30 protein-coding genes and 1 riboswitch are annotated in these 26,112 nt (G+C 63.6%); of the genes, 6 read left to right on the forward strand and 24 right to left on the reverse strand.

Translation table 11 applies throughout. The features are described from left to right. Positions 1-2: 2 nt before the first annotated feature. The 23 genes from cobA to BPRO_RS13855 are packed head-to-tail and all read right to left on the reverse strand — an operon-like array spanning position 3 to position 20,508. Positions 3-758, reverse strand: a complete 756-nt coding sequence (gene cobA / locus BPRO_RS13745; protein WP_011483679.1) for a uroporphyrinogen-III C-methyltransferase — start codon at positions 756-758, stop codon at positions 3-5. Then, the gene (locus BPRO_RS13750) at positions 748-1,101 is read right to left on the reverse strand and encodes a (2Fe-2S) ferredoxin domain-containing protein (RefSeq protein ID WP_011483680.1); all 354 of its coding nucleotides are present in this window, start codon (positions 1,099-1,101) and stop codon (positions 748-750) included. The genes cobA and BPRO_RS13750 overlap by 11 nt, the downstream gene beginning before the upstream one ends. Beyond that, the gene (cobJ, locus tag BPRO_RS13755) at positions 1,098-2,093 is read right to left on the reverse strand and encodes a precorrin-3B C(17)-methyltransferase (protein WP_011483681.1); all 996 of its coding nucleotides are present in this window, start codon (positions 2,091-2,093) and stop codon (positions 1,098-1,100) included. The genes BPRO_RS13750 and cobJ overlap by 4 nt, the downstream gene beginning before the upstream one ends. Further along, positions 2,090-2,917 (reverse strand): CbtA family protein, encoded by an 828-nt coding sequence (locus tag BPRO_RS13760; protein ID WP_011483682.1) that lies wholly within the window; start codon positions 2,915-2,917, stop codon positions 2,090-2,092. Before BPRO_RS13760 ends, cobJ begins: the two co-directional genes overlap by 4 nt. Before the next feature lie 15 nt (positions 2,918-2,932). Further along, on the reverse strand, positions 2,933-3,124 hold the full coding sequence (locus BPRO_RS13765; RefSeq protein ID WP_049764243.1) for a CbtB domain-containing protein: 192 nt from the start codon (positions 3,122-3,124) through the stop codon (positions 2,933-2,935). 51 nt (positions 3,125-3,175) lie between these two features. After that, positions 3,176-3,634 carry a cobalamin biosynthesis protein gene (locus tag BPRO_RS13770; protein WP_011483683.1) on the reverse strand — a complete coding sequence of 153 codons (459 nt, stop codon included), beginning with the start codon at positions 3,632-3,634 and terminating at the stop codon, positions 3,176-3,178. After that, positions 3,631-4,656, reverse strand: coding sequence for a FecCD family ABC transporter permease (locus tag BPRO_RS13775; protein ID WP_041388824.1), 1,026 nt, complete (start codon positions 4,654-4,656; stop codon positions 3,631-3,633). The genes BPRO_RS13770 and BPRO_RS13775 overlap by 4 nt, the downstream gene beginning before the upstream one ends. Beyond that, entirely contained in the window at positions 4,653-5,645 is a 993-nt protein-coding gene (locus BPRO_RS13780; RefSeq protein WP_011483685.1) for an ABC transporter substrate-binding protein, read from the reverse strand. Before BPRO_RS13780 ends, BPRO_RS13775 begins: the two co-directional genes overlap by 4 nt. Then, positions 5,620-6,489: an ABC transporter ATP-binding protein gene (locus BPRO_RS13785; protein ID WP_011483686.1), complete on the reverse strand. Its 870-nt coding sequence runs from the start codon at positions 6,487-6,489 to the stop codon at positions 5,620-5,622. The genes BPRO_RS13780 and BPRO_RS13785 overlap by 26 nt, the downstream gene beginning before the upstream one ends. Then, on the reverse strand, positions 6,486-7,268 hold the full coding sequence (locus BPRO_RS13790; protein WP_011483687.1) for a cobalamin biosynthesis central domain-containing protein: 783 nt from the start codon (positions 7,266-7,268) through the stop codon (positions 6,486-6,488). Before BPRO_RS13790 ends, BPRO_RS13785 begins: the two co-directional genes overlap by 4 nt. Beyond that, complete coding sequence (cobI, locus tag BPRO_RS13795) at positions 7,265-8,056, reverse strand: precorrin-2 C(20)-methyltransferase (protein ID WP_011483688.1); 792 nt, start codon at positions 8,054-8,056, stop codon at positions 7,265-7,267. The genes BPRO_RS13790 and cobI overlap by 4 nt, the downstream gene beginning before the upstream one ends. After that, entirely contained in the window at positions 8,049-9,353 is a 1,305-nt protein-coding gene (locus BPRO_RS13800; protein WP_041389805.1) for a bifunctional cobalt-precorrin-7 (C(5))-methyltransferase/cobalt-precorrin-6B (C(15))-methyltransferase, read from the reverse strand. Before BPRO_RS13800 ends, cobI begins: the two co-directional genes overlap by 8 nt. Positions 9,354-9,391: 38 nt before the next feature. After that, complete coding sequence (locus BPRO_RS13805; protein WP_011483690.1) at positions 9,392-10,513, reverse strand: cobalt-precorrin-5B (C(1))-methyltransferase; 1,122 nt, start codon at positions 10,511-10,513, stop codon at positions 9,392-9,394. Beyond that, positions 10,510-11,184: a precorrin-8X methylmutase gene (locus BPRO_RS13810; protein WP_011483691.1), complete on the reverse strand. Its 675-nt coding sequence runs from the start codon at positions 11,182-11,184 to the stop codon at positions 10,510-10,512. Before BPRO_RS13810 ends, BPRO_RS13805 begins: the two co-directional genes overlap by 4 nt. Continuing rightward, entirely contained in the window at positions 11,181-12,077 is an 897-nt protein-coding gene (locus BPRO_RS13815) for a sirohydrochlorin chelatase (protein ID WP_011483692.1), read from the reverse strand. The genes BPRO_RS13810 and BPRO_RS13815 overlap by 4 nt, the downstream gene beginning before the upstream one ends. Beyond that, complete coding sequence (gene cobM / locus BPRO_RS13820; protein ID WP_011483693.1) at positions 12,074-12,928, reverse strand: precorrin-4 C(11)-methyltransferase; 855 nt, start codon at positions 12,926-12,928, stop codon at positions 12,074-12,076. The genes BPRO_RS13815 and cobM overlap by 4 nt, the downstream gene beginning before the upstream one ends. A 34-nt stretch (positions 12,929-12,962) precedes the next feature. Beyond that, positions 12,963-13,730: an ABC transporter ATP-binding protein gene (locus BPRO_RS13825; protein ID WP_041389809.1), complete on the reverse strand. Its 768-nt coding sequence runs from the start codon at positions 13,728-13,730 to the stop codon at positions 12,963-12,965. A gap of 23 nt (positions 13,731-13,753) precedes the next feature. Then, the gene (locus BPRO_RS13830) at positions 13,754-14,788 is read right to left on the reverse strand and encodes a FecCD family ABC transporter permease (RefSeq protein ID WP_011483695.1); all 1,035 of its coding nucleotides are present in this window, start codon (positions 14,786-14,788) and stop codon (positions 13,754-13,756) included. Beyond that, entirely contained in the window at positions 14,785-15,660 is an 876-nt protein-coding gene (locus BPRO_RS13835; RefSeq protein WP_011483696.1) for an ABC transporter substrate-binding protein, read from the reverse strand. The genes BPRO_RS13830 and BPRO_RS13835 overlap by 4 nt, the downstream gene beginning before the upstream one ends. After that, positions 15,657-16,256 (reverse strand): bifunctional adenosylcobinamide kinase/adenosylcobinamide-phosphate guanylyltransferase, encoded by a 600-nt coding sequence (locus BPRO_RS13840; protein ID WP_011483697.1) that lies wholly within the window; start codon positions 16,254-16,256, stop codon positions 15,657-15,659. The genes BPRO_RS13835 and BPRO_RS13840 overlap by 4 nt, the downstream gene beginning before the upstream one ends. Beyond that, positions 16,253-17,149, reverse strand: coding sequence for a cobalamin-binding protein (locus BPRO_RS13845; RefSeq protein WP_049764245.1), 897 nt, complete (start codon positions 17,147-17,149; stop codon positions 16,253-16,255). The genes BPRO_RS13840 and BPRO_RS13845 overlap by 4 nt, the downstream gene beginning before the upstream one ends. A gap of 11 nt (positions 17,150-17,160) precedes the next feature. Next, positions 17,161-18,519, reverse strand: a complete 1,359-nt coding sequence (locus tag BPRO_RS13850; RefSeq protein ID WP_011483699.1) for a cobyrinate a,c-diamide synthase — start codon at positions 18,517-18,519, stop codon at positions 17,161-17,163. 54 nt (positions 18,520-18,573) lie between these two features. Beyond that, positions 18,574-20,508, reverse strand: coding sequence for a TonB-dependent receptor (locus BPRO_RS13855; RefSeq protein ID WP_011483700.1), 1,935 nt, complete (start codon positions 20,506-20,508; stop codon positions 18,574-18,576). Positions 20,509-20,591: 83 nt separating this feature from the next. After that, positions 20,592-20,882: riboswitch (cobalamin riboswitch) on the reverse strand. Positions 20,883-20,919: 37 nt separating this feature from the next. On the opposite strand from BPRO_RS13855, the gene BPRO_RS13860 reads away from it, so the two are divergent. From BPRO_RS13860 to BPRO_RS13870, 3 genes are all read left to right on the forward strand, one after another. After that, the gene (locus BPRO_RS13860) at positions 20,920-21,156 is read left to right on the forward strand and encodes a hypothetical protein (protein WP_011483701.1); all 237 of its coding nucleotides are present in this window, start codon (positions 20,920-20,922) and stop codon (positions 21,154-21,156) included. Further along, complete coding sequence (locus tag BPRO_RS13865) at positions 21,156-21,500, forward strand: cell division protein ZapA (RefSeq protein ID WP_041388826.1); 345 nt, start codon at positions 21,156-21,158, stop codon at positions 21,498-21,500. Before BPRO_RS13860 ends, BPRO_RS13865 begins: the two co-directional genes overlap by 1 nt. 382 nt (positions 21,501-21,882) lie before the next feature. Beyond that, positions 21,883-22,683: a sulfite exporter TauE/SafE family protein gene (locus tag BPRO_RS13870; protein WP_011483703.1), complete on the forward strand. Its 801-nt coding sequence runs from the start codon at positions 21,883-21,885 to the stop codon at positions 22,681-22,683. Positions 22,684-22,702: 19 nt separating this feature from the next. Here BPRO_RS13870 and BPRO_RS13875 read toward each other — a convergent pair whose 3' ends face one another. Then, entirely contained in the window at positions 22,703-23,632 is a 930-nt protein-coding gene (locus BPRO_RS13875) for a LysR family transcriptional regulator (protein WP_011483704.1), read from the reverse strand. Between the two features lie 166 nt (positions 23,633-23,798). On the opposite strand from BPRO_RS13875, the gene BPRO_RS13880 reads away from it, so the two are divergent. The 3 genes from BPRO_RS13880 to BPRO_RS13890 all read left to right on the forward strand — a co-directional run bounded on the left by BPRO_RS13880 (position 23,799) and on the right by BPRO_RS13890 (position 26,011). Further along, positions 23,799-24,125: a hypothetical protein gene (locus BPRO_RS13880; RefSeq protein ID WP_011483705.1), complete on the forward strand. Its 327-nt coding sequence runs from the start codon at positions 23,799-23,801 to the stop codon at positions 24,123-24,125. 85 nt (positions 24,126-24,210) lie between these two features. Beyond that, entirely contained in the window at positions 24,211-24,978 is a 768-nt protein-coding gene (locus BPRO_RS13885; protein WP_011483706.1) for a fumarylacetoacetate hydrolase family protein, read from the forward strand. A 22-nt stretch (positions 24,979-25,000) separates the two neighbouring features. Further along, a complete protein-coding gene (locus tag BPRO_RS13890; RefSeq protein ID WP_011483707.1) occupies positions 25,001-26,011 on the forward strand; it encodes a 2-dehydropantoate 2-reductase in 1,011 nt (336 codons plus the stop codon). Positions 26,012-26,112: the final 101 nt, after the last annotated feature.

Consider the following 26,112-nt stretch of genomic DNA (forward strand, 5'->3'; position numbering starts at 1 on the left):
ACCTAAAGGTTGAAATGGGGGCTGAGTTGCACGGTCTCACCAATGATGAGCAAGCCGGGCTGGGGACCATACGCCGGCGCGCGCGCCACCAGGTCGCGCAGCCCGGTGGCGATGACGGTCTGCGTGGCGCGGGCACCGTCGCGCACGATGGCGGCCGGGGTATCGGGTGCCAGGCCATGCGCGATGAGCTGGTGGGCAATCTGCGCCAGGCGCTGTACGCCCATGTAAAAAACACGGGTCTGGCCCGGACGCGCCAAGGCCTGCCAGTCGTGCGTGGCTTCGTCGTCAGCCAGGTGGCCGGGCAGAAATACGCAGCTGCCCGCCAGGTCGCGGTGGGTCAGCGGAATACCCGCCGCCGCCGAGCAGCCACTGGCTGCGGTCACCCCCGGCACCACTTCAAAGGCAATAGCCGCCGCCTGCAAGGCCTGCACCTCTTCGCCCCCGCGCCCAAACACATAGGGATCACCGCCCTTGAGGCGCACCACCCGTTTGCCCAGGCGCGCATGCTGAACCAGCAAGTCATGGATGCCGCCCTGCGGCACCGCATGGTTGCCCAGGGCCTTGCCCACATACACACGCTGGGCGGCCACGGGAATCAAAGCCAGTACCTCCGGCGCGATCAGGCGGTCGTGCACCACCACCTCGGCCCGCTGAAGCCGGTCGAATGCCCGCAGCGTCATCAAATCGACCGGGCCCGGGCCTGCACCCACGATGGACACGAATCCGCGGCCGGTGTGCTCCTGTGCCTCAAACGTCATGGCAGTCCCCCGGACCCTGATGGAACACCAGATCAGCCACGGGCTGCCCGCCCACCAGATGCTGGTCAATGATGCGGTCCATGTTGGCGGGCGTGACGTTGTAATACCAGGTGCCATCAGGCTGCACGCACATGACCGGCCCGCCCTTGCAGGCGGCAAAGCAGCTCACCCGGCTGCGCTTGACGCGCATCTCACCGTCGTGCAGCCCGGCCGCCTTGAACTTGTCGCCCAGGCTGTCGAACAGCTCCTGCGACGCACCATCCTGCGTACAGCGCGGGCCGGTGCAGATCAGCAAATGGCGTTTGTAAGCGCCAATTTTGGGTTTGACCACCGCTTCGCTCATGCTTCCGATTCCTCGGCACTGGCCGTTTCTTCCTTGACGGCCTCTTCTTCAATCGGCGCGGTCAGCACTGCCTCGATGTAGTCCGCAGGCAGCTTGTGGCGCAACGCCAGCGCAGCAACGCTCGCGCCTTCAGCATGGTCAATGCGCAGGTTTTCCATCCAGCCCAGCAGGCCGGTGGACAGCGAACGGCCAGGCCTTTCGCCCTCGCGCGTGCTGCCATCGCCGTGCAGCTCGTACTTGTTGGCGTAGCCGCGCGGCGTAACCATCAGGCCATGCCGTACAAAGGTGTGGCTGTTGCCGATCAGTACCGTGGTGAGCATGCCGATGTCGCAGTCGCTCATCTTGTCCAGTGTGGTGAACTCGATGCGCTCGCGTCTGCGGTAAGCCGACTTGACCACCGCCACCGGCGTGTCGGGCCTGCGGTGCCGCAAGAACAGCTGCTGTGCCTGCACGATTTGCTGGGTACGGCGGCCGCTCTTGGGGTTGTACAGCGCCACCACAAAATCCGATGCCGCCACCGCATCCAGCCGGCGTGCAATCACCGGCCAGGGCGTGAGCAGGTCAGACAGGGAGATCGAGCAGAAGTCGTGCGTCAGGGGCGCGCCCACCAGCGCCGCACAGGCGTTGATGGCCGAGGCCCCCGGCACGACTTCCACCTGCACGTCGGACTCGGGCGTCCAGCCGGCCTGGAACAGCACCTCATAGGTGGGCCCGGCCATGCCATACACCCCAGCGTCGCCACTGGAGATGAGCGCAACCTTCTTGCCTTCGCGGGCGCTGGCCAACGCGTGCACCGCGCGGTCCAGCTCTTCAGTCATGCCTTTGCGCACGACCTCTTTGCCTTCCAGCAAATCGGCCACCAGCTTGATGTAGGTGACGTAGCCCACCACCACGTCCGCCTCGGCAATGGCGGCACGGGCGCGCTGCGTCATATGGTCATGGCTGCCGGGACCAATGCCCACCAGCATGATTTTTCCTTTGGGGCCGGTCATGGGCTCACCGCCGTGCCGGCTGATGCAACCGGCTTCGAGCGTTCAAAAGTTGCTTCCAGCACCGGACGCAGCCAGCGCTGAAACGCCGCGCCGCATACCAGCCCCATGCAGGCCCAGAACGACAATGACACCCAGGTGGTGGCCCAGATGAACTGCGTGCCGAGTTCGCGCAAAGCAAGCTGCGCTGCGCCGCTGAAGCCGGCCAACGGGTCGGCGCTAATGTGCGGAGCACCCACCACAAAAGGCAAAGCCAGCCACGCCGCTGCGGCAGCCCAGCGCAAAGGATGACGCAGGCCCGCCAGCGAGGCACAGGCCAATGCTGCGCTGCCCGCAGCCAACACCCACCAGCCCTGGCGCGAGCCCAGACGGGCCGCATCCATGCCGGGAATCTCGGCGTGCAGGCCCAGTGATGGCCAGAAGTGAAAGCTGAGCCAGCCCGCCGCAGCCACCAGCAAGGCCAGCGGCAGCGAACGCACGGCGGTGCCGCGCCACAGGCAGACACCCATCACGGCAAACACCAAAAGCGCCATGCTGAAGGCGTGCAGAACGTTGGCCACCCAGGTCCAGAACATGCGCTCGGCACCATCAGCCGGCGCCCATTCCTCGGCGCTGCCATGGTCGTGCGCGTGTTCAGTTGCCACACCTTCGGCGTGGACGTGCGCAGCGGGTGCGGGCGGCTCTGCGGGTGCCTCGGCCTTTTGCCCCTCATACACCTCGGCCGCCAGAATAATCGGCACGGCCTGCCACTGTTGCACACCGGACTGCACACTGCCCCCCAGCAAGGCGGCAGCCAGGGCGGCCCAAATCAATCGTTGAAACAACATGAAAACCTCCCTGGCTCAGTGGCAGGGTTTGACAGTGACGTGGCGCACGTCGTGGGCGGCGTTGTGGGCCAGCGGGCTTTCAGCAAAAGCCACGCCGTACAGCACAACCAGGCCCAAAGCGGCACCGGCGGCCAATTGCAGCAGCAGGCTGCGGGTTGCGCTACCGCTCGCAACAAGGGAGATGGAAGATGCAGAAGATGCGTTCATGGGTTGCTCCATTTCAGGGTTGATAAACTAAAAAATTAAAAACAAAAAGAGTCACAGAGGGAAACCGTCACAGCGGGCAATGGAAACCGTGGCGTTACGCCCATCGGCGCCACGGTGTTTGAATTTTTCGACCAGCAAGGCGGTCATGGGCAGGGCTTCCGAACGCCCCAGCACCCCAGCGCCTGCCAGCAGGGCAGCCGCCTCACTGACCGAGGGCGTACCGGTGTACTGGCGCACCGTCTCCGACGGATTGGGCACCGGTACCGCCGCCAGTTGCGCGGGGGTGTAGAAGGTGATGGGCCAGCCCTGCGCTGCAGCCAGCGCCAACAGGCCCGCTTCATCGGCCTTGAGCGTGATGCTGGCGGCGGCTTTCACCTGCGCGCTGGTGGCGCCTATGCGCGCCAGCGCCGTGTCCACGGCAAAGGCAATCACATCCGCCGGGGTACCGCGGTCACACCCCAGACCCAAAGCGATGGCGTACGGCAGGGGTATGGCGTCTTTGTTTGTCATACCTCCTCCGGCTTGCGCATCACGATGCGCATGACAAACAGCGCCCCCAAACTCGCCGTCACAATGCCTACCGGCAACTCCTGTGGCGCCAGTACGGTACGGCTAACGAGGTCACTGCCCAGCAGCAGCACGGCTCCGGTGAGCATGCCCATGCCGAGTAGTCTTTGATGCAACGCGCCGACCCGGGCGCGTGCCAGGTGCGGCACCATCAGGCCCACAAATCCGATGACACCGGATACCGACACAAAGCACGCGGTAGCCAGGGCGCATACCACGAAGGTTTGCGCGCGCAGGCGCTCGGGCTCCACACCCAGGCTATGCGCAGTGTGATCGCCGGCCAGCATGGCATCCAGCGCGCGCGTTTTGAAAATGGCAAACCCTCCCACGGTGACCACACCGAGCAAGGGCAAGAACAGGTTGTCCCAGCGCGCGCCGCCCAGCCCTCCCATGGTCCAGAACAGCACTGACTGTGCCGCTCGCTGGTCGCCCAGAAACGTGAGGTAGTAGGTCAAGGCGGTGAACAAAAATGAAACCGAAAGCCCCGCCAGAATCAACTGGTCGGAGGAGTGGTTTGCGTACCCGCGCAACAGCAGCAGCACAGCAGCCACCGATGCCAGGCCGCCGGCCAGTGCCGCCAGCGGTAGCGACCACAGACCGAATGCCTCCCCGGTGAAGGTAATTGCTGCAACGGCTCCTGCGGCAGAACCGGAAGACAGACCGAACAGATAGGGGTCCGACAACTCGTTGCGGGTTACCGTCTGCAACAGCGTTCCCACCACAGCCAGTCCTGCGCCGACCAGCATCGCAAGAATGACTCTGGGCAGGCGCAGCTCTACGACGATGCGGTCCTCCATTCCGTAAAGCGCTTGTGGTGCACCGGACACCAGGAGCGACAGACTCTGCACCAATCGTTCCAGGCTCACAGGCACGGCGCCGGCTTTCACCGACACCACACACAAGACCAGCAGCACGCCCCAAAGCACCGCAGCTGTCAACCCGAAGGAGCGGGGCAAAGTGATCAAAGCTTGAGCGCCTTTGCCATTTTCTCGATGGCAGTGATGTTGGCGGGCCCAGGGGTTAACTCTTCATAGCGCAGCGCGACGAAGCGCCTGTTTTTCACGGCGTCGGTGTGCCGCATCAGCGGGTGGGCTTGCAAAAACTTCAACAGCTTTTCCGCGCCACCATCATTGGCGTAGTCAAGAAGGACCAAAAACTCCGGATTGCGTGCGGCCACGGCTTCCCAGGACACGGTGCCCCAGCTCGTATCCAGGTCCTCCATGACGTTGCGCCCACCCACGGTTTCCATCATGGCGGTAGGAATGGCGAAGCGCCCGGCGGTGAAAGGTTTGTCTTCCCCGGAGTCAAACAGGAACATGCGAACCGGCTCTTTGCCCCCCGGCTTGGGCAAGGCAGCCAATTGCTTTTTCCAGTCAGCCACCTGAGCGGTGGCTTGTGCCTGTTTGCCAAAAATGGTACCTAGCTTGATGAAGTCGGTGTAGAGCAGGTCCATGGAAGCGCGTGGGCGCGTTTTGTCAATGTGCACGCAGCTCTCGCTAAGCACCAGTGTGGGAATGTTGTACTTCTTCAGCGTTGCAGGCGTTACGTCGCCGCCCACCTTCATCCCGTAGTTCCAGCCGGCAAAGAAGAAGTCCGGCTTGACTGACAGCACGTTTTCCAGGGTCGGCTGCTTGGGGGCCACCTCGGGAATGCTGCCCAGTGCCTTCTTGAACTCCGGGGTCGGCTTGTACCAGCCGGTGATACCGGACACGGCGGCCATCTGACTCTGGAGCTTGAGCGCCAGCGCCATATCCGTCATGTTGAGGTCATGGATCATTGCGGCCTTGGGCGATGCATTGAACACCAGCTTTTCCCCGCAGCTGTCCACCGTCACCGGGAATGTTTGCGCCTGCGCCATGCAGCCAAGGCCCAAGCCCAGCAAGATGGCGCTTGCTGCGCGGTGAAGCGCGAGCTGCACAGGGCGTTGTTTAAAAAGCGGGACAGAATTCAGCATGGGGAGATCCCTCCAGGGATAGTGCTTGAGAGGTGGGGGGAATGCGCTTTGCGGGCGCAAGCCGGGGTGACTCAAAAACTGCCACGGGCGACACCCGCCCGGGAATAGGGACGTAATGCACGTCCATGGCAAACGTACGGCTGACATGTGACTGGCAGAGCGCGCGCGGAGGTACATCCAGGGCAACCACACGCCCTTGCTGCAGCATCAACACTCGATCAGCGAACCGGTGCACCAGACTCAGCTCGTGCAAGGCTGCAATCACGGTGACACCGATGTCTGCCACCATGTCCAGAATGTCGGCGCGCGCGCGCATGTCAAGGTGGTTGGTCGGCTCATCCAACAGCAATACCTTGGGCTGCTGTGTCAGCGCGCGTGCGATACATGCCCGCTGCTGCTCTCCCCCGGACAGCGCACCGACGCGCCGGTGGCGAAGATTCCACAGGCCGCAACGTTCCAACGCATGTTGCACCTGCGATGCGTTCTCTTCACGTTTGGCCGAGGCAAATGGCGTGCGTCCCAGCGCAACGTACTTGCTCACCGAAAGCAGTGCGTGGATGTGTTCTTTTTGCTGAACAACCGCAATGTGTTGTGCACGCTGCGCGGCGGGCAGCTGCGACAAAGCGGCCCCGCCCAACATGACACGCCCTGCTGGCGGGCTGATGCGGCCGGCCATGACATGCAAAAGGCTCGACTTGCCGGAGCCGTTGGGTCCGATCAATGCCAGGTGCTCGCCGAAGGGAACCTGCAGATCCAGTGCATCCAGAACCATACGGCCATCCCGCTGCAGCGACACGCCTTGCAGCTCCAGCCCGGGAGCATCCCCCACGCCAGGAATCATCATTGCGCGCCCTGCCCCAGCGGCGGACGGTACACCACCAGGCGCTCATGCAGTTCGGTCCAGCGGGTCTCCGTGACCTCCGCATCCGTAATCCACAAAACCGCCTTGAACCGCGCCAAATCCACATCCTCAAACCGCTCAAACTTGTGAATGCTTGCAGGCAGCGGCGTAGGCCGGGTCCACCAGTTCGGGCTGCCCACCTCCTGCACCACGGCAATCGGCTCGCCGTTGACCACATGGGCCGAGACACGGGTGATGTTGATCTTGGGGGCTTCGACCTTCCAGCCCAGCTCGCGGCCCAGAATGTCGACCGGAATGGTCTTGCCCACGTCGGAAGCGGTGGTCAGCACGGCGGTTGCGCCCAGCAGCGCGGCCACCTGCTCGGCCATGGCGTTGGCTCCGCCCACATGGCCTGACAGCACGGGAATCACAAACTGCGCCGCGTCATCCACCACCAGCACGCCCGGGTCTTCGTCTTTGCTTTTCAGGTGCGGGGCAATCAGGCGGACCACGGCGCCCAGCGAAACGAAAAATACCACCTGGTCAAAATCGGTAAACAGCGTTGCGATTTCGTCGCGAAAAGCCCCGCTGTAGGCGCGCACCGGATTGGGCAAACCGGCCATCAGCGGTGCGAACTTGTCGGCCACACAGACGCTGGCCTGGGGCAACTGGCGCGCCAGCTCTGCCGTTTGCTGGGCGCCGTGTTTGGTGATGGCGACCAGAACGACGCGCACATCCGAAGGTGTAGCGGAACTGGTTTCCGGCAAAGTGTTCGTGCTCATTCCTGGGTTTCCTCTTCAATTTCAGTGCTTGTTTTCTTGCGGCAGCCGCGCAGCATCTCGCCACGTTCGCGGTGGGGATTTTTGACCAGCAGCAGCGACAGATAATTGACCTTGGTGCCCTTGAGTTCGGCCACGTCGTGCACGATGCGCTCCACCGGGGAACCAGCCTTCTCGATAAAGCGGCTGTGCGCCAGCAGACCCCGGCGCGCCAGCAGATCAATCAGGTCATCGAGCAGCGGCTTGACCTTCATCAGCACCAGGGTGTCGAAATCGTCCAGCATGCGCTCCACCGCTGCAATGCCGTAGGCGGCCGGCACGATGGCAATCGTGTCGTCCTGCTCCGACAGCGGCATGTGCAGTTGAGCGCACGCCGCGTTGAACGAGGTCACACCGGGCACGATGTCGATTCGCGCGTCCGCATCGAGCTCGCGCAGAACGCGTGCCAGGTAACAAAAGCTGGCGTAGGTGGAGGCATCGCCTTCGACCAGAAACAGCACGTCCTGCCCGGTCGCCAACAAGTCGCGCACGGTCTCGGCGGCCTTGAGCCAATGGCGCGCCAGTTTTTCCACGTCATGCGTCATCGGGAACAGCAGTGACTGGTGTTTTTCGGGCAATGGCAGGCCAGCGCGCAAAGCGATGTCCAGCGCGTAGCTTTCCTTGCGCAGGCTGCGCACCGGGTAGGTCCAGACGGCATCGGCGCGCTCAAGCAAGGCCCAGGCGCGGCGGGTGATCAGGCCCGGGTCACCGGGGCCCAGCGATACGCCGTAGAGTTGACCGGGCTTAACCATGCTCAACTCCCGGCTGGGCGCAGACGATCCACACCGGGTTCTCGGCCGCCATGCGGTTCATGTGCAAAATAGGTTTGCTGCGCGAGGCCTGGAGCTGCAGTACGTCCCAGCCGGCGCCCAGGCTTTTGAGCGTTTCGACCGCCGTGCCCAGGTTTTCAATGGTCACAAAATTCATCACCAGCCAGCCACCCGGTTTCAGGCGTTTCAGGATCAGCGCAATCAGCTCGGCCAGTTCACCGCCTGAGCCACCGATAAACACCGCGTCCGGGTCAGCCCAGGCCGCCAGGCCCTCGGGGGCTTTGCCGTGCACCAGGGTATGGTTGCTGATGCCCATGGCCTGACGGTTACGGCCCACGATGGCGCTGTCGTCCACATTTTTTTCGATGGCATAGACATGGCCCTGGCGGCACAGCCGCGCCGCCTCCAGGCCGACCGAACCGGAGCCTGCACCGATGTCCCACACCACGCTGTCGGCACGCAACTGCATGCGCGCCAGCGAGACGGCGCGCACCTCGTTTTTGGTGATCAAGCCCTTATCCGGGTGACGCTGCTCAAAGCTGACATCGGGCAGGCCAAACAACACCTGCGGCGCACGCAATTTGCTGCGCCACAGCAGCACCACGTTGGGATCGGCAAACGGCATGTGCGCGGCGGCATGAATGCTGATTCCGCTGACGATGCGTTCATCGCTCTGGCAAAGGCGCTCGGCCACCGCCATTTCAAAGTCATCGGCCAGGCCTTCCGTCACCAGCATGCGGGCGATGCGATCGGGCGTGTTGTCGGGGCTGGTCAGCACGGCCAGGCGGTCGTGCTGGCGGATGTCGCGCAGCAGCGCATACAGGCCGTGGCCGGGCTCGGCGCCTGCCACCCAGTCGCCCGCGTCACGGCTGTGCACGGAAGAAAATTTCATTTCCTGCCACGGCAGCCCCAAGCGGGCACAAGCCAGCTGCAAGGTAGAGACATTGGGCAGCACCTCAATCGCCTCAATGCACAGCCGCGAGGCCAGGTAAGCCGCAATGCCGTGGCACAGCGGGTCGCCCGTGGCCAGCACCACCACGCGCTGCCCGGCGGCCTGCGCGGCACGAATCCACTCGGGGACCTGCGACAAGGCTCCGGTCAGGTCGCGCTGCACCGCATCAGGGGATATCTGTACGGCCAGCAACTGCAGCGTGCGTGCGCCGCCAATCACCAACTGAGCAGATTGCAGATGCGCCAGCGCACTCTGGCTCAGGCTGTTGATGCCGTCGTCCAGCACGCCGAGGATGCGGCATTTTTCAATGGCTTCCTTGGTTTCCATGGCTTCCATGGTTTCCATGGTTTCGATTGATTCAGAATTCAAGAGGCCTCCGCAATCTTGCGACCGTCAAAGTCGCAGACCAGCACTTTCAGTTCAAATTGATCGGGGTAACGCGTGCGCAGGGTCTGTATGACCCGCTGCGCCAGCGCGGTGTGAAAAGCCTGCCCCAGGCCCAGCGCGTCCATGCGCTCGCCGGCATAGCGGGCGGTTTCGTTGCCACGGATGGCGTCGCAGACGTCGGGCGGTGCGCCCACGCTGGCAGCGAGTTCGGCCAGCAACCCTGTGTCCACCTCGGCCCGGCCCGCGTGGGTGATGGTTTCGCCTTGGGCAATCTTGGTGAGCTTGCCGACCATGCCGCCGATGACGACTTTCTTCAGGCCCGCCTTGACTGCCGCACCCATGGCGTAGCGCAGGAAGTCGCCCATCTGCACGAACGCGGGTTCGGGCAGTTCGGGCATTTCTTCCATCACAAACTTTTCGGTACGCCCACCGGTGGTGAGCACCACCACGCCGTGGCCCAGCGTGCCGGCTACCTGCACGCCCTGCACCACGCTGGCGCGGTAGGCGGCAGTGGAATACGGCTTCACGATGCCGGTAGTGCCCAGGATGGAGATGCCACCCAGAATGCCCAGCCGCGCGTTCAAGGTCTTCTTGGTCATCTCCTCGCCCTGCGGCACGGAAATGGTCACTTCCAGACCCACTTCATCCAGCAGGCCCTGCCCCACGGCACGCACATTGGCCTCGATGTTGCGGCGCGGCACCGGGTTGATGGCCGGGCCGCCCACCGCCAGACCCAGGCCCGGCATGGTGACCGTGCCCACGCCAAAACCACCGGCTAGCAACACCTGGCCCGGCAGATCGTGGCGCAGCCGCACATCGGCGGTGAGGTGCGCTTTGTCGGTGCAATCCGGGTCATCGCCCGCGTCCTTGATGACCATGGCGTGGGCTGATACACCCCCACCCACGCCTCCACCCACGCCCTCAACGCGGCCATCCTGCACGGCGAAGGTCACCAGGTCGCCATTGGGCAGCAGGCATTCCACCGCGTCGGGCACCTGACCGGTAACCAGGCCAATCACCGCCGCACGCGCCGCCGCAGCAGAACACGCACCGGTGGTGAAACCAGTGCGGGTGCCGCGGGGCGCGTCTTTTTTCATCATGCGGCGAGTTCCCTCGCCTCAGCCAAACCGAGCAAGGCATGGATGGCTGCCACCACCAGGGTAGAGCCGCCTTTGCGCCCACGGATCACGACCCAGGGCACCTCGGTTTCCAGGGCCATCAAGTCCTTGGATTCGGCGGCTGAAACAAAACCCACCGGCATGCCCACCACCAGCGCCGGGCGGGCGCCCTCCTCATGGATCAGGCGCACGATCTCGATCAGCGCGGTGGGCGCATTGCCGATGCCGACGATGGCGCCGTCGATCAGGCCCAAGCTGTGTGCCTTGCGCATGGCCTGTACCGCACGGGTGGTGCCCTGGTCTTTGGCGGTCTCGATCACATCAGCATCGCTGATGAACTGGTGCGTGCGCATGCCGAAGTGCCCCAGGCGTGGCGCCGACAGACCGACGCAAATCATCTCGACATCGGCCACCACGCGGGTGGCGCGCGACACGATGGCGGCCACACCCGCATCCACCGCTGCGGGATGGAAATCGGTCAGCCCGTTGAAATCAAAATCCGCATTGGCGTGAATCATGCGACGCACAATGGGCCACTGGTCGAGGCTGTAGGCGTGCGGCCCCACTTCGCGGTCGATCACGGCAAACGAGTCGTGCTCGATGGCCCGGCCAGCAGCCGTGAGCTGCTCGGTGACAGTATTGACACTGCTCATGCCTGGGCCGCACTGGGGGCGTGCTCGTGATGCTCGTGATGCTCGTGATCGTGGGGATGATCGTGACCATGGTGAGCGTCATCATGGCGATGCCCTTGCCACTGCGCCGCTTCCGCGCTGACGGGCACCGCCGCCAGGCTGCCATTGATCAGGCCCTGCACCCGCCCGGCCAGCAGCCCGGCCACCTCGGGCTCGAAGCCGAAGTGCGAACCCAGCGCGAAGCGCACGCCGGGGTACTGCAGCCGCAAATGCGCCACCTGGCGCCCGATGCGCTGGATCAGCGTACCCGTGAACAGGTAGTACGGCAACACCACAATCTGGCGCAGACCGATGAGTGCCTGGCGCTGCACCACGCGCTCCAGCCGCGGGGTCGTGATACCCGTGAAAGCCAGGTCGACCAGCTCATGGCGACTCTCCTCCTGCAGCCAGCGCGCCATCTTGGCCATCTCGCCGTTGGCCAGGCGGTCCGACGAGCCGCGCCCCAACAGCACAACACCGGTGCCGCCGGGGTCGGGCATGTCCAGCGCCTGCATGCAATCGTGCAGCTGGCGCTGCAACACCGTCAGCAGCGGATCGCACACGCCCAGGTGCGGTGCGTAGTCAAAGCGCACACCGGGAAAGCGCTGGCGGGCCAGCGCGATGTGCGCCGGGATCTCCATCTTCACGTGGCCGGCCGCATTGAGGATCAGCGGCACCACGATCACCCGTTGCGCCTGTTGTGCAGAGCGCGCCAGCCCCTGGTCCACGCCGATCTCGGCGAACTCGATGAAACACAGCTCGGTATGCCATTGCGGATGGGCCAGGCGCCAGCGCGCGGTAAAGGCCTCGATCTCGTCGTTACCGGCGGGCTCGCGCGAGCCGTGGCCCACCAGCAAAATGGTTGTCATGGTCATGGGGTCTCCTGGATGAGGTTTGAGACTGGGACGCTGGCGCGCCGGAAGCGATGCGTGAAACTGGCGTCATACAGCTTTGACTTGGCCAGGGTCGTCCACTGGCGGGCGCCCAGCGTCGGGCTGGCAATGATCATGGCCTGGCTGACAATTTTGGCCTCGCGGCACAGGCTCTGGATGGTGCTCACTGTGCCGCGAACGATCTTCTCCTCGCCGGGCCAGCTGGCCTTGTGCACCACCACGATGGGGGCATCCGGCGACCAGCCCGCCACGGTCAACGCCGCGGTAACGCGCCCCATCAAGGTAATACTCAGGAAGATGCACAGCGTGCTGTGGTGCGCGGCCAGCACCTCCAGCGACTCGCCCTCGGGCATGGGCGTGCGGCCTTCCACTCGGGTAAAGATCACTGTTTGTGTCACCTCAGGCAGCGTCAGGCTTTCCACCGCAGCCGCAGCGGAGGCCATGGCGGACGACACACCGGGAACGACCTCGATGGCGATTCCAGCAGCGTCCAGCGGTTGCACTAACTCAATCAGCGCCCCATACAAACCGGGATCGCCGGTTTGCAGGCGTACCACGGTTTCGCAGCGCCCAGCCTGCTCAATCAGCCAGGCCGACATCTGCTCCAGCGTCATGTCCTTGCTGTCAACAATCACGCAACCCACCGGGGCCCAGCGCGTGGCAGCCTCGCTGACCAGCGAACCGGCAAACAGGATGGCGCCCGCACGTTCAATCAGCGCGCGGCCCTTGACGGTGATGAGTTCCGGGTCGCCCGGCCCTGCACCGACAAACCAGACCTTGCCCGGCGCAGCAGTGTCGCGATCAGCCTGTGGATGAGAAGTGAGAGTTTTCATGGTGTGTTGGGGTTTGAAGTTTGCTGGCGACACGCTAGATTTTTGGCAGGGTCACCCACTGGCCCGAGAGCTGGTGCACGGTGATGCGATGGTCAAACACCTCCTCCAGCGCGCGGTGCGTGGCCGCATCGGTGCAAGCCCCCTGGTGCGTCACCCGGCCCTGGTCCATGACGACCAATTCATCGGCCTGCAACGCGAGTGAAATTTCGTGCAGCACGCTGACCACCGTTTTGCCGCCCGCCACCAGCTCACGCACCATGAGCAGCCAGTCGGTCTGGTGCGGCGGATCCAGGTTGGCAAGGGGCTCGTCCATCAGCAGCACCTGGGCCTCTACCGCCAGCGCACGCGCCAGCAACACGCGCTGGCGCTCGCCGCCCGAGAGCTGGCTTAAGGGACGGCCGCGCCAGTCCCAAGCCTGCGTGGTGCGCAGGGCCCGCTCCACCGCCGCGCGATCCGCCGCGCTGGGCGGCGCCAGCCAGGCCTGGTGCGGCAGACGGCCCAGCATGGCGACGTCGTAGGCGGTCAGGTCTTCCGCCGAGCTTTCGTTCTGGCCCAGCCAGGACAGCTGCCGGGCACGCGCGCGCGCGCGCAGCGCGGCCAGCGGACGCCCCAGCAGGGCCACGTCGCCCGAGTGAGGCAGCAGGCCTGCCAGCACCTTGAGCAAGGTGGACTTGCCCGCACCATTGGGCCCCACGATGCTGCTCCAGCGCGCCAGCGGCAGCGCCAGCGTTATGCCATGCAACACTTCGACATTTCCGAGGCGAGCCCTGACGGCATGGGCGCCAACAGCTATTGAATTCATGGCGACCGGATCAATAGGAGCCATCACAATCCTGCCCCTCTTCCGGTATGCCGGTGCATCAGCCACAGCAGGTAGCCGCCGCCCAGCACCGCCGTGAGAACGCCCACGGGCAACTCTTGCGGCGCAATCAGCCAGCGCGCCAGAATATCGGCGGCCATCAGCAGCACCGCGCCCATCAGGCTGGACAGCACAATGAGCCGGCCGTGCGTCGTCTTGACGACCGAGCGCACCAGGTGCGGCGCGGCCAGGCCGACGAAGGCGATCAGGCCGGTTTGCGCCACTGCCGCGCCGGTGGCCAGCGCCAGCACCGCCACCAGCGCGGCCCGCATTTGCGGCAGCTGCAGGCCCAGGCTTTGCGCGGTGGCTTCGCCCAGCGCCAGGCCATCCAGCACATGGCTCATCATCCAGGCAGCAATCACGCTGACTGCCAGCACCAGGGCCATCACGGCACAGGCGGTCCAGTCCACAAACGCCGTACTGCCCAACATGAAAGACTGCATGGCCTGCATGATGTTTGGGCTCAGCAGCAAAATGAGCGAGCTGACGGCGCCCAGCACCACCCCCACGACCACACCGGCCAGCAGCAGCCGCAGCGTGTGTTGCACGCCCTTGGCCAGCACCAGGGTCAGCAACACGGCAAGCACGGCGCCGACAAAGGCAGCCCCCGTCAACCCAATCCGCACAAGCCAATGCGCGGCCAGAGGCGACACGCCCAGCAGCACCATCGCACACGCCTCACCCAGCAAAGCGCCCGAGGCGCTGCCCAGCAAATACGGGTCGGCCAACGGGTTGCGAAACAGGCCCTGCGCCACGGCGCCCGCCAGGCCGAACAGCGCCCCCGCCAGCCACGCACCGGCCGTGCGCGGCAGGCGAATCTCCCAGACGATTTGCATGGCCTGCGTGTCGTGCTGCATGTTCATCACGCTTTCAAAGCCGATGCTGCCCACGCTGGCGCCCAGCAGCAATAGCGCTGCGGAGGCCACCAGCAAGGCACCGGCCAGCCAGAAGGCCTTGCGGTGCTGGTCATGCACGGCAAAAGAACGGTTCGGCGCCCTCACCGCTGCTTGCCTTCAAGGCACTTGGCCATGATGCGCGCCGCCTCGGCCATGCGCGGGCCGGGACGCACCACCACGTCGGATTCGTCCACACCGAAGACACAAATACGCCGCTCCCTGACCGCCTTGATACTGCCCCAGCCGGGGTAAGGCTCCATGGCCTGCATGCTGCGGTTGCCGATCATGATCACGTCGGGATTGGCGCGCACCACAAATTCGGGATTCAGCTTGGGGAAGGGGCCGAGCGACGCCGGCACCACATTCTTCACGCCCAGCCGGGTCAGCGTTTCGCCAATGAAGGAGGACTCGCCGGCGGCATAGGGCCCCCGGCTCACCTCAAAGTAGACCCGGCTGTCCCTGGCTTTGGGCGAGAGCGATTGCGCGGCGGCCGAGACACTGCTGTCGATGACGCGCCACAGGCGATCGGCACCGGTGTCGTCGGGAACCTCCAGCAGCGCGCCGAGCTTGCGAAGCACGCGCCGCACATCGGCATGGGTTTTTGGCTCCAGCGCCACGACTTTTATGCCCAGCGCCTCCAGCCGGCCGGTGGCCCGGGAAGATGTGGCCACCAGGACCACATCGGGCTTGAGCGCCACGATGCCCTCGATGTTGGGGTCGATCCCGCCGCCCAGCACGGGCAGGCGCTTCACGCTGGCCGGGTAGTTGGAATAACGATCCACCCCTATAAGGCGATGGCACTGATCGAGCGCGCAAACGCTTTCGGTCAGCGAAGGCAGCATGCTGACGATGTGCTGCGGTGACTGCGCAAACGTGAGGGTCACGCCGCGGTCATCAGTCAATTGCAAGGGCAAGGCGCGGACCGGCGCCGCCAGCACCAGGCACAGCAAAACCAGCCAACCGGCGATGCGCTTCACGGCGAACCTTTCAGGGTGAGCGGCAAACCGGCTGCCATCAGCGTCACGCGTTCGCAGGCGCCAGCCACGTCCTGGTTGAGCCAACCCAGCGCATCGACAAAAGCGCGCGTCTCACGGCCCATCGGAATCACGCCCAGCCCGATTTCATTGCTGACCAGCACCACGGGACCGGCAGCCCCATGGATCGCGCCCGAAATCACGGCTATATCCCCGGATAAATCATGGGCTGGAGTTTCTTTTGGCCGTGAATTTTCAGCTGGCCTTTCCGCCGGCATCAAGCGATTGGTCAGCCACAGGGTCAGGCAGTCAACCACGACCAGGGTGCTGCTGCGGCTGTGCTGCGCGATGGCCTGCGCAAGGTGCAGCGGCTCCTCCACAGTGACCATGCCGGGCAGGCGTTCGGCCCGGTCCCGCTGGTGGCATGCAATGCGTTCGCGCATCTCGTCATCCCAGGCCTGCGCGGTGGCGATGAACACGGCGCCATGGTCCGGCGAATCAGCCAGCCAGGCTTGCGCGAGCCTTTCTGCGCGGCGCGACTTGCCGCTTCTCTGGCCACCCAGAATCAGTTCACTGCGGACCACCGACATGTTCGTCATGGCGTGCTTTCGGGGGGCAAGGACGACCCGCCCGTGTCGGCCGTAGCGCCCACGGTCCGGCTCCAGGCCATGATGATCCGGTGCAATTGCTCCACGCCATCTGTCAGGGCGGCCGGACCTGGCTGCAGGATCTCGGCGGACTTGATCTCGAACAGCTGCCTGTTTCTGACGGCATTGACGTTTTCCCAGCCGGGGCGCGCCACCACATGCTCGGGGCGGAACTTGCGGCCGCACCAGGAGCCGAAAATAATGTCGGGGTTGCGCCGCACGATCTCGCTGCCGTCGGCAATGATGCGGTCCTTGCCCATGGCCTTGGCGGCGAGCTCGGGAAAGCAGTCGTCACCCCCGGCAATGCCGATCACTTCCGACACCCAGGCAATCCCGCTGATTTGCGGGTCGTACCACTCTTCAAAATACACGCGCGGGCGGCGCTTGAGCGTGGCCGCGGCCTGCTCTATCTCCAGCAGGCGGCGCTGCATGCCCTGCATTAACTCCAGGCCCCGCGCTTCCTGGCCCACCATGGCCGCCAGCTGGTACATCATGGAAAAAATCTCGGCCACGCTGCGCTGGTTGAAGATGGTGACCTGAATGCCCTTTTTGACCAGTTGCGACGCAATGTCGGCCTGCAGATCGGAAAATCCGATCACGCAGTCGGGCTGCAACTCCACAATCTTGTCTATCTTCGCGCTCAGGAACGCGCTGACCTTGGGTTTTTCTTCGCGCGCGCGCGGCGGGCGCACGGTGTAGCCGGAAATGCCGACAATGCGGCGTTCTTCACCGAGCAGGTACAGCCATTCGGTGGGCTCTTCCGTCAGGCAGACGATGCGCTGCGGGCCATACATTTGACGGACTGCCGAGGTGTCCTGCTGGTCAGCCAGCGCACGCCAGCCCATTTTCTTGTCAGTCATGGCGATCTTTCAGAAACAGGCGCGCCAAACAACTGCGCGGTCGCAGCCGGGCAGGAGGCGAACCAGGCGTGAAAATAACTGGCCCTCACCGAGGAGGTCGGCCCGGCCACAAACAGCGCCTCGCCCTCACCACGCAGCGTGCGGCCGGGGGCCGCCCGGGTTCGCGCGACGGCTTGCAGCGGCGTGGCGCAGGTGGAGTAATGAAAAGCATGGCCGCGCAAGGTACCGCCCGCCACATCGAGCTGCTGGGGGCCCAGGGCGGCGAGACGTTTTTGCATGCTGACGTTGCCGGGCAGCACGCCCCACATGGGGTAGCTGGCGCCATCGACTGTCACGAGCTGCTCAAACAGCGCCATCATGCCGCCGCATTCGGCCCAGACCGGCCTGCCGGCCTGCACATGGGCGGTGATACTGCTTTTCATGGCGCGGTTGGCCGCCAGGGTTTCGCCGTGCAGTTCGGGGTAGCCGCCGGGCAGCCAAAGGGCATCGCATTCAGGCAAAGCCGTGTCTGCCAGGGGCGAGAAAAACACCAACTGAGCCCCCAGCGCACGCAAACAGTCGAGGTTGGCAGCGTAGAGAAAACAGAAGGCCGCATCACGCGCTACCGCGATGGTACGGCCCTGCAATGCACCGGCGGGGAAAGCTTCGCCCAGCGTTTCAGGCGCTTCGAAGGCCACGGACCAGGCCTGCAGCTCTGTCGCTCCCATCTGCCCCAGCGGCGTACCCGCCAGCGCGTCGGCGGCCGCGTCCAGCCGCGGCAGGGCGTCGCCCAGTTCATCCGACATGACCAGGCCCAGATGCCGCTCGGGCAGCGTAAAAGCCTCGCTGCGCATCAGCGCGCCCTGCCACTGCGCTGCATCGCGCAGGCCGCCTTCCAGCATCGCGGCATGACCCGGCGAGGCCACGCGGTTGGCCAGCACGCCGGCGAACCGCAGGCCTTCGCGGTAATGCTGCAGGCCCCACGTCAGCGCGCCAAAGGTGCCGGCCATGGCGCTGGCGTCAATCACCGCCAGCACCGGCAGGCCAAAGCGCTGCGCCAGGTCCGCGGCGCTGGGCTCACCGTCAAACAGCCCCATGACCCCTTCCACAATGATGAGGTCAGCCTCCTGCGCGGCGGCATGCAGGCGCTGTGCGCAGTCGGCCTCGCCGGTCATCCACAAATCGAGCTGGTGCACCGGCGCGCCGCTGGCCAGGGTCAGCCAGTACGGGTCCAGAAAATCCGGCCCGCACTTGAAGACACGCACCCGCCTGCCCTGGCGTGTGTGCAACCGCGCCAGGGCGCAGGCCACCGTTGTCTTGCCCTGGCCGGAGGCCGGGGCGGCGACAAGAATGGCGGGGCAGGTGGAGGCGGACATGGTCTGTTGGGATTGCGCTTAACGATCCGGCATGGATGACTTACTCCAGAACCTCTAGAACTTAATCCGCACCGCAGCGACGATTGCACGCCCCGCTTCAGGATAGATGGAATTCGTCACGCCAGCGGCGCATCGAAAAGCCTGCGTATAGAACTTGCGGTCAAACAGGTTAGTGATGCCGAGTGAAACTTCGGCCTTTTGCCACTGGTACGCGTAGCGTGCATCTGCCGTGGTGTAGGCTGGGATGGAACACTGGTTTGCAAAGTCTGGATGCTGCGACGACACCCAGTTCAGACCGCCGCTGACAAGATGTCCGGCCACAGGCGTCCAATCCGCATGCGCTGCAAAGGTTCGATTGGGTGCGAGCGGTACATCCTTACCGGCATACGGACCCGATGAAAATGTGGATTTTCGCAGCGCGGCATTCACGCGCAGCTTCAGGTTTTCTGCGTAAGCGTAGCTGCCATCGAGTTCAAGACCAGAGCGGCGGGTCGGGTCAAAGTTCACGTTGGCGCCGCGGCCGAATGGACCTGCCGCATTCGGATCGAAGCCGATCTCATTGGTCAAGGAACTGCGGTACAAGCGTGCCTCCATTTTCACTCGCCCCGAGGCATAGCGCGAGCCAATCTCGACATCGGTGGAGCGCTGCGGCAACAAGGTCACGCCGGGCGAGGTGAAATTAAATTCATCAGCATTGGCCAGTCGAAAGCTGCGGCCCACGCGCCCATAAACGGAAACCTCTTTATTCAATGGCTGATTCAGTCCCAGCTCCCAGGCATTCTGGCGATCGGCAAGACCTGACGAAGTACCTGCGATGTCTTTTTTAATGCGCTCTGTACGTGCCCCCACTGACAAGACGGTGCCTATGGAAGCAACTGTCAGCTCATCACGAAAATAAAACGCGCGTGAAGCCTGCGTTGCGGTGGAACCACCGAGCACCTCGCGCTGCCAGCTTGCATAATCGGTCCCGAGCACGAGCCTGTTTGAAAAGACGGACTGTTTGGCACTGTGCACAGCGCGCAGTCCGTAGTTGGTGGCCTTGACGTCATAGTCGAAGGCGCCAAAAGCTGACACACTGCGCAGTTTTTTGTCACGCCAGCCAGCATCGGCCAAAAGTTGCCAATCGCCCAAAGCGGCTTCAGCAAACAGGCCATTGCGAACATTGTCAATGGACGCCTTGCTTTGGGGGGTCGTGGTCTGACGGGGATTATTTTGGTACTGCGCCGCCGTCAGCCCGCCAGGCAGCCCGGTGTCCAGACTGTCTTGTGCCCGACTTGCGCCCAGGCGCAGCCACTCGTTGCTCCACTGTGCAACCGCGGATACCGCATCGGTTTCAGAGCGGAAGTTATCGCGGTGGTTGTCAGCCTTGCGGTTCATTGCATTGACATCCAACGAAAATCCTCCGCTGGCCAGCGTCGCGTTGGCACGCCCCTCGCGCAGCCCGTAGCTCCCAGCGCCGGCATACAGAGACGCCGCATTTTTACGAGCCGCGCCGGCTCCTGCCTTGGTGGTGACGATAATGACGCCGCCGGTCGCGCCCTCCCCGTACAAGACCGCGCCGCTGCCGCGAATAACTTCGATTTGTAATACGGATTCAATCGGGATGCCAGCCAGGCGGGTGCCACTCAAATCGGCCTCATTGATGCGAACACCGTCCACAATCACGACCTGGTTACTGCTGGCGGTGCTCCCGAAGCCCCGCAAATCCAGGGCATAGTCTCCACCGCCGTAGAAATCCTGACGGCCAACGACACCCAGCAGGCGCATGATGGCATCGTTCACGGTGGCGGCCCCAATCCGCTGAATATCTACATCCGTGATGACACTTGTGCCAAAGGGCTGCGATTCGCGGGGCCCGGCCACGCGGCTGCCCGTCACCACCACTTCGTTCAAGGCGGGGGCCGGGCCGGTTTGCGCCAGCACCGCAGAAACGGCGGGCAACGACAAGACAAGCACGGAAAGACGTACGGGAAAAACACTGATTTTCATGGGGTCAGACAATCAACAAAATGCCCTCACCGGCTTCCCCGCCAGTGCATGAGCGTTACAAATGCCTGCGTCAAATGATCGACGCACACGTTCACCTTGTTGGCCGGTATCCGGGCTGGCGGAACTGCTTTCATCGCCTTCCCAAGCGCGTGTTCAAGACGCTCAGTGGCTAATGATGAAAGCTGAATGCGTCCTCCACTGTGAAGTGGGGAGCCGCATTCGTCCGTTTACCGTTGCGGGGGCAGCGCAGGTTAAAAGTCGCAGCGCCTGCGGCCTAGGGTTGACCCTGGCCGAATGGCTTTGACTTCCTCCTGCTTCCCGTTGAACTGCGGCATGTGAACCACACCGCGAGCACCAACAAACAAGGATTCTACGCCGCCCCATGCGGCAAACCATACAATCAACATTGCCATGTCGAATCAAACCCAAATCGACCAGATCACCGAACGCGTTGAACGGCTGTTGGTGCGCTACGAGGAATTGCAGCGGACCAATGCACTGCTCAGCGAACAGGTCAGCGTCCTGACGCAGGAGCGGGATTCACTCCGATCGCGGCTCGCCGCGGCGCGCGCGCGCGTCGACGCCCTGCTGGAACGCCTTCCCGAAAACGGCGATCATGCGGCCCAAACGCCCGTGGGAACCGAATGATGAAACAGCTTGAAGTGCAAATCATGGGCCAGAGCTATCTGCTCAGTTGCCCCGAAAATGGCGATGCCCGCATGCTCGATGCGGTCAACCGGGTCGACCTCGCCATGTGCAAAATCCGCGATGCCGGCAAGCTCAAGGCGCGCGACCGGATTGCGGTTCTGGCGGCCCTGAACCTGGCGTTCGAACTGTCTGACCGCCCGGGCCAGGCGCCGGCTCCGGCTGCGAAAGCCGCAACGGCCGGCAGCAGCTCCCCCACCAGCGCGGAACACACAAGCCAGCCGCAACTGACTGCCTTGCTGCAGCGGCTTGACAATGCCCTCGGCATTGACGGCCGCCTGCTCTGAAGCGGTTTCCCGCACGCCGCCCATGGTAGGCGGCATCCACCATCTTCCGGGCACGATCTGCGGCGAGGGCCTACAATCGGGCCTGTCTGCGATGCGCACCGGGCTTTATATTTCCTTGAACCAATGCTCATAGAGCTCGGGCTTGGTAAATTGTTTGGCAGGCGTGATCGTCTCGCGTCAGGCGAACCCGAAACCAAACTGCCCTCGCCCACCTGAACCCTGCGTTCAGGATGACGGTCCGGTGGCACTCGCAGACACCTTTATCCCTTTACCGGACGGTGTACCGCCGACCCGCGCCGCATCCTTCGCCCGCATTCTTCCGCCTTCCTTTTCCGGGCGCTCTCTTTCACCTGTCAACAGGGTCTTCAGGCTCTGGTAAAACATGACCCTCGAACCCCTGCTCATCCTTGAAATGGCCCTGCTGGGTGTCTGCACCGGCTTTCTGGCGGGCCTGCTGGGCATCGGTGGCGGCATGCTGATGGTGCCTTTCATCACCCTCATCCTGACTTCCCAAGGCTATCCGCCGGAGTACACCGTGAAGATGGCCGTGGCCACGTCGCTGGCCACGATCTGCTTCACCTCGCTGTCGTCGGTACGCGCGCATCACCAGCGCGGCGCGGTGCTGTGGCCCATCGTTCGCCTGCTGGCGCCCGGCATCCTGCTGGGCTCACTGGTCGGCGCGCAGGTGGCGGTGGCGCTGCCGGGCAAGATCCTCGGGGTGCTGTTCGCGATCTTCGTGGCCTTCTCCGCCACCCAGATGTTCCTGAACCGCAAGCCCAAGCCCAGCCGCACCTTGCCTGGTCGCCTGGGAACCTTCAGCATGGGATGGGTGATCGGCATGCTGTCCTCGCTGGTGGGCGCCGGCGGCGCCTTCGTCTCGGTGCCCTTCATGACCTGGTGCAACGTGAAGATCCATGACGCCGTGGGCACATCGGCCGCGCTGGGGTTTCCGATCGCGCTGGCGGGTACGCTGGGCTACATGTGGGCCGGTCAGGACCTGCCGCAGATGCCGGCTGGCTCGGTGGGCTACCTCTATTTGCCCGGCCTGCTGGTGATCTCGCTGGCCAGTATCAGCACGGCGCCGCTGGGCGCGCGAACAGCCCACCGCATGGACATACAACCGCTGAAAAAGGTCTTCGCAGGAGTGTTGTACGTTCTGGCAGGCTACTTCCTGCTGCGCTGACGCAGAAGCCCAGGCAGCGTCAGCGCTTCAGACTGAAGCCGACCGTCTGTTCGATCCAGGCAGCGCCGTCATTCAGCAAAAAGCTCTTGAAGGCCTGTGCCACGGGCGGCAGGCGCTTGTGCTTGCGGTGCACCACATACCAGTGAAGCATCAGCGGAAAGCCCTGTACGTCCAGCACCGCGAGGCTGCCCGCCTGCAGCTCCCGGCTCACGGTGTGGGCTGACAGAAAGCTCACGCCCATACCGGCGATCAGCGCCTGCTTGATGGTCTCGGTACTCTTGATCTCCATGGCGATATTGAGGTCGGCCAGGTGCCCCCTGAAACCCTCCTCCATGGAATTCCAGGTGTCAGAGCCTTTTTCGCGCACCACGAAGGGCTCGCGGGCCAGGCGCGACACTGGGATGCGCTTTTTGCTGGCCAGCGGATGGTCGGGCGGCGCCACGATGACGTAGGGGTGCGGCGCAAACGGCTCGCTCACGGTGTCCATATCCAGCGGCGGGCGCACCATGATGGCGAGGTCGGTGACGTTGTTGGCCAGCTGGTCCAGCAGCTCTTCGCGGTTGCAGACACCGAAGTTCAGCGTCACACCCGAGTGGCGCCGCGCAAATTCCACCAGCAACCGCGGGAAGAAATAGTCGCCGGCGCTGATGACGGCCACGTTCAGCTTGCCGCCAGAGACGCCCTTGAATTGCGTCATGGCTTCCTCGACTTCCTTGAACTGCTGGATGATGAGCCGGCTGGAGTGCAGCATCTCCACCCCTGCGGGCGTGAGGTGAATTTTCTTGCCCAGCTGCTCGAACAGCGGAAGGCCTGCGTGGTCTTCCAGCTTCTTCACCTGGATGGACACCGCTGGCTGTGTCAGGTGCAGCTCCTCGGCGGCCCGGGAAAAGCTCAGGTTCCGCGCTACCGACTCGAACACCTTGAGTTGACGCAATGTGGCGTTTTTCATGCGGCTCCTTCTGCCTTGGTTGCTTATATATAACTTAATAGTTATCAATATTATTAAATACTTTAACTATCGCTAATCGTTATTTTTTTCTACATTTGCGTCAGACCGGTGCAAGACGCATCGGCAAGTGCCACCCAAGCGACCGATCACCGAAGGAGAAATTGCCATGTTCAATACCTTGCTCGAACACGCCACCGACCAAGCCGTCGAAGCCCACCGCCACGCCTACAACGCCGCATTCGGGGAACTGGGCCTGAACTGGCACTGGGATGCCGCCACCTACGCCCGCCTCCAGGCCCACGGCCGTGACGGCGTACGCATCTACCTGGAAACCGAGCAGTCGCACCTGCTGCGTGCCTATGAGGCGGACTTCCTGGTTGCCGCCATCGAAACCGCAAAGGTTCGTTGCTACGCCAGCATGGCGAATATCCCGGCACGCCCCGCTCCCTGCGTCAGTTGGGCCCGTGATTCGCGCGCCCGGCTGACAGCCTGAACCGCTCATTGGCCACGCCAAAACGCGCAGACCGGGGTGCCGTTACCCGGTCTGCGCCGACTTTTTTTAAACTTGAGAGGTTGGTATGTCAAAACAATGGGTGAGATTTCAAGACGGCAACACGATTCGCTTTGGAACCCTGGAGGGCGAGCGCGTGAGGATGTGGGACGGCGATATGTTCGCCGGCGCAACACACACGGACCGGATATTCCCGCTGGCCGACGTGACGCTGCTGATGCCTGTGCAGCCCGGCAAAGTCATTGCGCTATGGAACAACTTCCGCGCGCTGGGCGACAAGCTCAACCTGCCAGTGCCCGCCGAGCCGCTGTACCTGCTCAAGGCTCCGAATTCCTACCTGAATCCCAACGAAACCATCCGCAAGCCGGCATGCGACGGAAAGGTGGTTTTTGAAGGTGAGCTCGGCATTGTGATTGGCAAGACCTGCAAGGAAGTCGCCGAACAGCAGGCGCTGGATCATGTGTTTGGCTACACCTGCGCCAACGACGTGACCGTCGCCGATATCCTGAACCGCGACGCGTCCTTTGCCCAATGGGTGCGCGCCAAGGGTTTCGACACCTTTTGCCCTCTCGGGCCGGTGGTGGCCACCGGTCTTGACCCGACAAAGCTGGTGGTGAAAACCATCCTCAACGGAGACATCCGTCAGGACTACCCCGTCAGCGACATGCGATTTTCAGTCCAGCAACTGGTGAGCCTGATTTCGAAAGACATGACGTTATACCCCGGCGATGTCATCCTGTGCGGTACATCCATCGGTGTGGGGGCCATGAAGCCAGGAAGCACCGTTGAAGTCGAGATTGCCGGTATCGGCAAGCTCAAAAACCGGTTCGAGTAACGTTTTTATATTGGAGCACCGTGTGAAAATTGCGATCATTGGAGCAGGAGCCATTGGCGGCTACGTGGGGGTAAAGCTGGCGCTGGCCGGCGAGGACGTCACCTTCATCGTGCGAGGCGCCAATCTGGAGGCCATCCGGAAAAACGGCATGAAGCTCATCATGCATGACGGTGTGGAGCATGTGGCCTCCAGCGTCAAGGCCACCAATGACTATGCCGAAGCCGGCCCGCAGGACCTGGTGATCCTGGCGATGAAGGCTCATCAGGTGGAAGCCGTGGCCAAGGATCTGCCCAAGCTGTTCGGCCCCGACACGCCCGTAATAACCATGCAAAATGGCATCCCCTACTGGTATTTCCACAAGCACGGCGGCCCTCACGAAGGCAGCCAGGTGCACAGCGTGGATCCCACGGGCATGATCACGGAGATGATTCCGCCCAAACGAGTCATCGGCTGCGTCGTCTATCCGGCCTCAGAACTGGTAGCGCCCGGTGTGGTCAAGCACATTGAAGGCGACCGCTTCCCGATCGGCGAACTGGATGGCTCGACCAGCGAGCGTGTCACACGCATTTCGGAGTGCTTTGGCAGGGCCGGCTTCAAGGCGCCGGTGCTGGACAATATCCGCTGCGAGATCTGGCTCAAGCTGTGGGGGAACCTGACCTTCAACCCGATCAGCGCCCTGGCCCACTCCACCCTGGTAGATATTTGCCAGTTCCCGCTGTCGCGCGAACTGGCCGCCAGCATGATGCGCGAAGCGCAGGAAGTGGCCCAGAAACTGGGTATCGAATTCCGGGTGACGCTGGACAAGCGCATCGCTGGTGCCGAGAAGGTGGGCAAGCACAAGACGTCCATGCTGCAGGATATCGAAGCCGGTCGCGCGCCCGAGATCGACGCACTCGTGGGATCGGTGGTGGAACTGGGCCGCCTCACGCAAACGCCGACACCCCACATTGATACCGTGTATGCGCTGGTCAGGCTGCTTGCCAAAACCATGGAAGAAGAACGCGGCCAGGTGCGGCTTCAGCCCGCGGCCTGAAAGCGGTGCAGAAGGCTCAGGCCTGCGGCCAGGTCGTCTCGCGACGAGAGGTTTGATGCTGCAGGCCGCAAGGCTGCGCCAGGCGGCAACATCCCCGCCAT

The sequence above is a fragment of the Polaromonas sp. JS666 genome, assembly GCF_000013865.1.
In the GTDB taxonomy this organism is placed as follows: domain Bacteria; phylum Pseudomonadota; class Gammaproteobacteria; order Burkholderiales; family Burkholderiaceae_C; genus Polaromonas.